Genomic DNA, 7,617 nt, shown 5'->3' with positions numbered 1-7,617 from the left:
GGGCCGATCTTGACCCCGGGCGGGGCCTGGCGGCGCTTGTATTCGGCGCGGTAGAGCAGGTTTTCGACCCGGCGGACGGTGGCGGCGTCATAACCCTCGGCGACGAGATCGCGCGGCGCCTTCTCGTCCTCGATCAGGCCGTAAAGGATGGCGTCGAGCACGTCATAGGGCGGCAGGCTGTCCTGGTCGGTCTGGTCGGGCCTGAGCTCGGCGCTGGGCGCCTTGGTGATGATGCGCCGGGTGATGACCTCGCCGGCCGGGCCCAGCCCGATCGGCTCCGCCGCCTCATTGCGCCAGCGCGCCAGCTCATAGACCTCGGTCTTGTAGATATCCTTGAGGGCGTTGAAACCGCCATTCATATCGCCATAGAGCGTGGCATAGCCGACCGCCATTTCCGACTTGTTGCCGGTGGAGAGCACCATGGGTCCGAACTTGTTGGACAGGCCCATCAACACGACGCCGCGAACGCGCGACTGGATATTCTCCTCGGAGGCGTCAGGCTCGGTGCCGGCAAAGGCCGGCGCCAGCACCTGACCGAAACTGGCAATCGCCGGTTCGACATCGATAATGTCATAGCGGATGCCGAGACGCCGGGCGCAATCCTTCGCGTCTTCCAGGCTCTCCTCGCTGGTATATTTCGAGGGCATCATCACGGCCCAGACCTTGTCCGGCCCCAGCGCATCAACGGCGATCGCTGCACTGATGGCGCTGTCGATACCGCCGGACATGCCGAGCACAACGCCGGGAAAACCGTTCTTGGTGACGTAATCGCCGAGCCCGCGGCACATCGCCTGCCAGTCGGCCTCCAGTCCGGTGACGGACTGGGCCTGCTGCGCGCCCTCGCAATGCCAGCCGCCCTCGCCGCGCGTCCAGACCGCGAGATCCATGCTTTCCTCGAAAGCCGGCAGGCGCTGGCATTCAGCGCCATCACTGTCGCGCGAGAAGCTGGCGCCGTCGAAAACGAGCTCGTCCTGGCCGCCGATTTGGTTGACGAAGATCAATGCCCTGGGTCCGGACCAGCGCCTGTACCAGCGTTCAAACGCCTGCTGGCGTTCCGGCTCGATCGTGCGCCGCCAGGGCGAGCCATTGATCGAGATCATCATCTCGGCGCCCTGGGCGATCAGCTTGTCGGGCACGGCGACATACCAGATGTCCTCACAGATCGGCAGGCCCAGCTTGATGCCACGCCATTTGACGATTTCCGGCATCGGGCCGCGGGCGAAGACACGCTTCTCGTCGAAGACGGAATAATTGGGCAGATCATGCTTGAAGCGCAGGGCAAACACCCGGCCCTCATCGAGCAGGGCAACGGCATTGTGCAGCAGTTTTCCCTGACGCCAGGGCAGGCCAATCAGGATGGCCGGACCGGCTTTGGTTTCCCCGGCGAGCGCATCGAGGGCGCGCTGGCAGGCATCGACTGCGGCCGGTTTGAGTACGAGATCCTCGGGCGGATAGCCGATCAGGAAAAGCTCGGGAAACACGATCAGATCGGCACCGCGCGCACGGGCATCGGCATGGGCAGCACGGGCCCGGGCCAGATTGCCGTCGACATCGCCGACCACCGGGTTGAGCTGGGCGGAAAGGATCTTCACTGTCTTGGTCATGGCCCGCGATCTATCCCGCTGCGTGGCGTCCGGCAAGCGCCGTCAGGAACCGTAGGTCCGCGCCCCGTCGACAGCCCGGGCCGCATCAAGCGCGCGCAGACCGGCAATGCCGGGCACAGCGACCGGTGCGCCATCAAGCACGGAGGCAATGAAGGCCTTCACATTGGCGCCGAGCGAATCGCGCGCCATCTCGGTATCGGCAAAGCCGGGATTGAGCTTGAAGGGTGTGGTGTTCTCAAAAGTCTTGGCGATGAAATCGACATCGACCACGCCCTCTTCGTATTCGACCCGCATCTTGCGATCGCGCTCATGATGCACCCGGCTCGAGCCCAGCTCGGCGACGCAGCCATTTTCGAAAGTGAGCACCGCCTCGGCAATGTCGGGATGGCCGAAGCGGCCCTCATCGACCTTGCCCTCGACCTTGGTCACGGCGGCACCGGCCAGGGCGATCGCCAGATCAAGATCATGGATCATCAGATCGAGCGTCACCGAAACATCGAGATTACGATCAGACGGAGGCCCCATGCGCCGGGCGATGATCCGCTTCGGCGCGACCGGCACCTGGAACAGGCCCATGGCATTGAAGACAAAGCGTTCCTGATGCCCGACCTGCAGCACGCAACCATGGGCGGCGGCGAGCGCGATCAGTTCGCGCGCTTCCTCGACCGAAGAGGAAATCGGCTTTTCCACCATCACATGCCGGCCCGATGCCAGGCTGGCCGCAGCAGCCTCGAAATGGTGGACGGCGGGGCTGGCGACTGTCAGGGCATCGCAGGCGGCGATCAGGGCTGCAAGCGTGTCGAAGCTCTTGGCGCCATGCCGGGCCGCGAGCTCACGGGCACGCTCAAGATCCGGATCATAAATCCCGACCAGCCGGGCGCGCTCGTCGGCCGCATATTTGCCGGCATGAAACCCGCCGAAGACCCCGGCGCCGACAACGCCAGCCCTGACAATCATGGAATCAGACATCTTCAATTCGTCCCCGGATCACTAACACGCTGGGCCAATACCGGCTCCATACAAGCGCGGGCCGGGCGATCAAGTCACAGTCACACCCCGGCACCGCGCCATCCTGGCCGGCGGTGCGCTCTAATCTTCACCCGTGAGGGCTTTGCTCATGCGGTAATTATGCATTTCAACACCCCGAATCACGGGCCTCTGCGCCGCCTCAACCGTCCATCCCTGGCGTTCGAACAGGATGCGGGCCCGGGCACTGGCATCGCTGAACAACCGCTCCATCCCCTGCTCGCGGGCGTGCAATTCCAGCTGGGCGTACAGAGTCTGCGCCACGCCATGGCCGATATGTTCGGGATCGACAAAGGCCAGATCGATATAGCCATCGCTGCGTAGGCTCATGAAACCGATCACTGCGCCGTCGAGCTCGGCGACGAATACCGCCTGTGGTGTCAGACGCTTGTCCCAGGCCTCAACTTCCGGCGGCGCCGGCGCCCAGGCGGCGCGTTGTTCGGTCGAATATTCCGGTCCCGCCCCTTCGCGCACGGCGCGGTAGAAGACGCGGGTCAGGGCCGCGATATCGCTGCGCTCACCGCGGCGGACGAATATCCCGGCGGGGTTGTTTGAGGTGCTCTGCATTGGCGTCAGCCTCCCCTACTTGCGGTCCGGCGTTCGCGCTCTACCATGAAGCAAGGCCGGAGGGGATGGGTGGTGGCAGAAGAAGCGCGATCAAAAGAAACGGATTACGAGTTGGTCAATTCGATTTCCGTCGCCGCATTCGATGTCGACGCACGGATATTCCGGACGCTCTGGCACTCCCTTGTCCGCGCACCCGAGGTCGCCCTGGCCGCGATCGAGGGGGATTATACACGCTATATCTCGCCCATTCGTGTCATGGTCGCGCTGTTCGGCATCCAGTTCGGCGTCGCCGCCATTTTCGGCGCACCGATGAGTGTGACGATCGAATCGATTGCCGCGGGCATGGATCCTGAGCGCCTGGCCGGCTGGCTTGATGGCCAAGACCCGGTGAGCATCGACCGCGCCATCGAGGACACGATGAGTCTGGTGCTCTGGCCGATCATGATCGTGAGTTCACTGCCCTATCTCATCCTGCTCAAGCTTTACCGCCCCTCACTGAAGTTCTGGGCGCATCTGTGCGTCTTCCTCGTGCCGACCAATGCGAGCACAATCGCCTTCATCCTGATGCTTCCGGCCGTGATGACCTCCGAAAGCATGATGCTGATGGCGTTGATTGTAATGCTCGCCGTCTATTTCGCCGTGACCGGCTGGCTTCTCGCCCGCTACTATTCGCGTTCGATTCTGGGCACGAGCTTGCGAATCGCCGGGTTTGTCCTGCTGCTCCCCCTCACCTTCATCATCAGCGGCGGCGGCCAGATGCTCGCGACGGGCTGGATCCTGGACAGCCAGTTCGGCCTCAGCCTGCCAGACCTTCTTCAATCATAACGTCCAAAAAGGAACTCCCCCATGAAATCCCGCGAAATCCACCTCAACGCCTATCTCAAGGGCGCCCCGAAGACCGAAAATTACTCGCTGGTCGAGACCGAGCTGCCGGCACCGGCTGAAGGCCAGGTCACGGTCCGCAATCTCTATATCTCCGTCGACCCCTATATGCGCGGCCGGATGAGCGGCATCAAAACCTATATCGACCCGTTCAAGCTCGGTGCGGTGATGGAAGGCGGCGCTGTCGGCGAAGTCGTCGAGAGCCGTTTCGAGGGTCTCAAGCCCGGCGATCACGTGATGTCGATGCTGGGCTGGCGTGAAGCCTATACCGCTTCGGGCAAGGCGGTGCAGAAGATCGATACCAGCCTCCTGCCGCCGCAAGCCTTTCTCGGCATTGCCGGCCTGACGGGCCTCACCGCCTATGTCGGCATCAAGCGCTGCCTCGACCTGCAGCCGGGCGAAACCATGTGGATGTCGGCCGGTGCCGGTGCTGTCGGCTCCGCAGGCATCCAGTTCGCCAAGGCGATGGGCGCCAATGTCATCGCCACCGCCGGTGGCGCCGAGAAATGCGAATACGTCAAATCGATCGGCGCCGACCACGCGATTGATTACAAGGCGACCGACGACCTCACCGCCGCGATCCGTGCGGTCGCCCCCCAGGGCGTCGAGACCTATTTCGAGAATGTCGGCGGCACGCATTTCACCGCCGCACTCAATACACTCAAACAGTATGGCCGCATGGCCGCCTGCGGCATGATCCAGCGCTATAATGACGCCGAACCGGCGATGATCCCGGACAATCTCACCTTCATCGTCGGCAAATCGCTGCGTATCCAGGGCTTCATCGTCTCCGACCACCTCAATATCCAGCCGGAATTCATCAAGGATCTGAGCACCTGGATGATGGCCGGCAAGATCACCCCGGCGGAAACCATTCTTGAGGGCATCGAGAAGGCGCCGGAAGCCTTCACCGGTCTGTTCTCGGGCCTCAACAAGGGCAAGATGCTGGTCAAGATTTGAGCCAGGACGACGAATCCGGACGCCGTGTCCTCGAAGACGTTCTCGACGAGGTCCTGAGCTTCAATTATCGAAGCCTCAGGACCTTGAGGGACATATTCCTGCGCCCCGGCGCGGTTGCCCGCAGTTTTCTGTCCGGCGATCGCGACACCTATACGCCGCCGATGCGGGTCTGGTTTGGTGTCGTCTCCTGGATGTTCCTGCTCTCCATCATCTGGGGCGGGTTCGGCGAGGTGATTATTCGCGCCTTCCTGGCGATGGGCCAGTCGCTGGACCAGATCATTATTGCCGGCCGCCGCGACATGGTCGCCATGACCAATACGGTCTCGGCCGTGGCCGGCACATTGTCGGTACCGATCACCTCGGCCTTCATCCTGATCGGCATACCGATTCTGCGCCGCTTCCGGCCGCGGCTCAGCCTGATCACCGCCACGCAGTGCTATTTCATCCCGGTGTCGGCGCTCGCCGTGTCCAGCACGCTCTTTCTGCTGCTCTCGACCTTCGACGCCCGGGCCCTGCTCTATGCCGGGCCGGTGAATTTCGTCCTGGTCTTCCTGGTCGCCTATCCCGTCATTCGCGCCGGATTCGCGGACTCAACGGCCCTGGCACTGCTCAAGACCGCTCTGCTCGCAACGGTGATTTTCATCCTCTCGATGCTGGCCAATATCGTGACCTTCATGCTCGCCATCCGCTACGCGCTTGAAGTGGTGCATCCAGCAGTTATCTGACCGGTAGCCGCCGGCTGCCCAACCTCGCGCCGGGCTGACGGAGCCGATGCGATCAGCGCCGTTGCAATCTTCCCTGGACCCAGCCGCCGGCAATGGCCGCGAATCCAGCGGCCCAGTCCGGGCCAACGCCGAAGCGCTCAAGCAGGAGATATGCGCCGACAGCGGCCGCCAAAGCAAAGGGCAGCACGCGAATCGCTCGAATCGCGGCGGGCATATTAGGGTCTGGTTCACCTTGAAACATGCCTTCCAAGGCACGCAATTACGGGGCCGCAGCCCCTATTTCAGGGTTTTGCCTATAAAAATGCAGCGATTTCGGCCCGATTCACCTGTTGAGGCTTGCAAACAGGCCCGGTTGTTGGCCTTGTTGGCGGGTCAACGAACACGCGAAAAACCGGCTAGATGCGATGACCGTGTCGGCCGGAACGCGACAAACTGGGGGGAACCCTATGAACAAGTCAGACCTCGCCAAAGCCGTCAGCGAAAAGACCGGCCTGTCCCGCACCCAAGCGGGCGACGCCGTCGACGCTGCGATCGATGCCATCATCGGTTCGGTCAAAGGCAATGACAGCGTCCAGCTTGCCGGTTTCGGCACGTTCCACGCCAAGCATCGTGAAGCTCGCGAAGTGCGCAATCCGCGTACCGGCGAGAAGATGATGTCGAAGGCTCGCACCCAGGCGGCATTCCGTCCGGCTGCTGCCCTCAAAGATATCTAATCAGCGCTTTACAGCACTGATGAAACGCCGCCCGAAGCAATTCGGGCGGCGTTTTTCATGGCACGATCAGGAGAGCCCCTGAGAGAGCGGCAATCAGGCCGCGTCGGTCGCCCGGCTGGTCCGGACCCGCTTCAGCGATTCCGAGATCCGGAAGGCCATATCGAGCGCCTGCTCGGCATTCAGCCGTGGATCGCAATGGGTGTGATAACGCGAGGCCAGATCGGCCTCGGTGACCGCATTGGCACCGCCGACACATTCGGTGACATTGCTGCCCGTCATCTCGATATGGACGCCGCCGGGATAGGCACCCTCGGCGTAGAGCACATCCATGAAGCCTTCGAGCTCGTTGAGGACACGCTCGAAATCGCGCGTCTTGTAGCCGCTCTCCGTCTTCATCGTATTGCCGTGCATCGGATCACTCGACCAGACGACCTTGCGTCCGGCACGCGTCACCGCGCGGGCCAGGGCCGGCAGTTTCTCGCGGACATTATTGGCGCCCATCCGGGTGATCAGGACGAGACGCCCCGCCTCATTGGTCGGATTCAGCGCATCGATCAGAGCGAGCAGATCATCGGGTTTCATGGTCGGGCCACATTTGACGCCGATCGGATTGGAAATCCCGCGGGCATATTCAACATGCGCACCGTCGAGCTGACGCGTCCGCTCACCGATCCACACCATATGCGCAGACGTCGCATACCATTGCCCGGAATTGGGATCGCGCCGTGTCAGCGCCTCCTCATAGGGCAGGTGCAAGGCTTCATGGCTGGTGAAGAAATCCACCGTCTCCAGTGAGGGCGCGCTGTCGCGGCCGACACCGCAGGCCTTCATGAAGGCAAGGGCTTCGGAAATCCGGTTGGCGGTCTCGATATATCGTTCATTCGCGGGACTGTCCTTGACATAGTCGAGCGTCCACTGATGCACATTATTCAGGTCGGCATAGCCGCCCGAGGCAAAGGCACGCAGCAAATTCATCGTCGAGGCCGACTGGTCATAGGCGCGCAAGAGGCGCTGCGGATCGGGCTGACGCCCCTCTGGCGTGAAGGCCATGTCATTGACGCTGTCGCCGCGATAGCTCGGCAGGGAGACCCCGTCGATCGTCTCCATGTCCGCCGAGCGCGGCTTGGCGAACTGACCGGC

The 7,617-nt window shown here is 62.6% G+C and carries 8 protein-coding genes; 4 read left to right on the top strand and 4 right to left on the bottom strand.

Annotated features, from left to right (window positions below; all coding sequences use genetic code 11):
• From AAC023_RS12745 to AAC023_RS12735, 3 genes are all read right to left on the bottom strand, one after another.
• Positions 1-1,604, bottom strand: a 1,604-nt coding sequence (locus AAC023_RS12745) for an NAD+ synthase (protein ID WP_339741574.1), incomplete at its 3' end; no start/stop codon positions are given.
• 42 nt (positions 1,605-1,646) lie between these two features.
• Positions 1,647-2,561 (bottom strand): Gfo/Idh/MocA family oxidoreductase, encoded by a 915-nt coding sequence (locus AAC023_RS12740; RefSeq protein ID WP_339741573.1) that lies wholly within the window; start codon positions 2,559-2,561, stop codon positions 1,647-1,649.
• Between the two features lie 132 nt (positions 2,562-2,693).
• Complete coding sequence (locus AAC023_RS12735; protein ID WP_339741572.1) at positions 2,694-3,197, bottom strand: GNAT family N-acetyltransferase; 504 nt, start codon at positions 3,195-3,197, stop codon at positions 2,694-2,696.
• 72 nt (positions 3,198-3,269) lie between these two features.
• Here AAC023_RS12735 and AAC023_RS12730 point away from each other — a divergent pair, with 72 nt between their 5' ends.
• The 4 genes from AAC023_RS12730 to AAC023_RS12715 all read left to right on the top strand — a co-directional run bounded on the left by AAC023_RS12730 (position 3,270) and on the right by AAC023_RS12715 (position 6,477).
• On the top strand, positions 3,270-4,022 hold the full coding sequence (locus AAC023_RS12730) for a hypothetical protein (RefSeq protein WP_339741571.1): 753 nt from the start codon (positions 3,270-3,272) through the stop codon (positions 4,020-4,022).
• 21 nt (positions 4,023-4,043) lie between these two features.
• A complete protein-coding gene (locus tag AAC023_RS12725) occupies positions 4,044-5,039 on the top strand; it encodes an NADP-dependent oxidoreductase (RefSeq protein ID WP_339741570.1) in 996 nt (331 codons plus the stop codon).
• Complete coding sequence (locus tag AAC023_RS12720; RefSeq protein WP_339741569.1) at positions 5,036-5,764, top strand: DUF3667 domain-containing protein; 729 nt, start codon at positions 5,036-5,038, stop codon at positions 5,762-5,764. Before AAC023_RS12725 ends, AAC023_RS12720 begins: the two co-directional genes overlap by 4 nt.
• Before the next feature lie 446 nt (positions 5,765-6,210).
• Positions 6,211-6,477, top strand: coding sequence for an HU family DNA-binding protein (locus tag AAC023_RS12715; protein ID WP_091767795.1), 267 nt, complete (start codon positions 6,211-6,213; stop codon positions 6,475-6,477).
• 93 nt (positions 6,478-6,570) lie between these two features.
• On the opposite strand, the gene AAC023_RS12710 is transcribed toward AAC023_RS12715, so the two are convergent.
• Positions 6,571-7,617: 3-deoxy-7-phosphoheptulonate synthase class II (locus AAC023_RS12710; RefSeq protein WP_339741568.1), on the bottom strand; the 1,047-nt coding region annotated here is incomplete at its 5' end.

Source organism: uncultured Maricaulis sp. (genome assembly GCF_963976135.1).
In the GTDB taxonomy this organism is placed as follows: domain Bacteria; phylum Pseudomonadota; class Alphaproteobacteria; order Caulobacterales; family Maricaulaceae; genus Maricaulis.
Note: the sequence above shows the minus strand (reverse complement) of the source record. Positions and strands in the feature narration are given on the sequence as shown.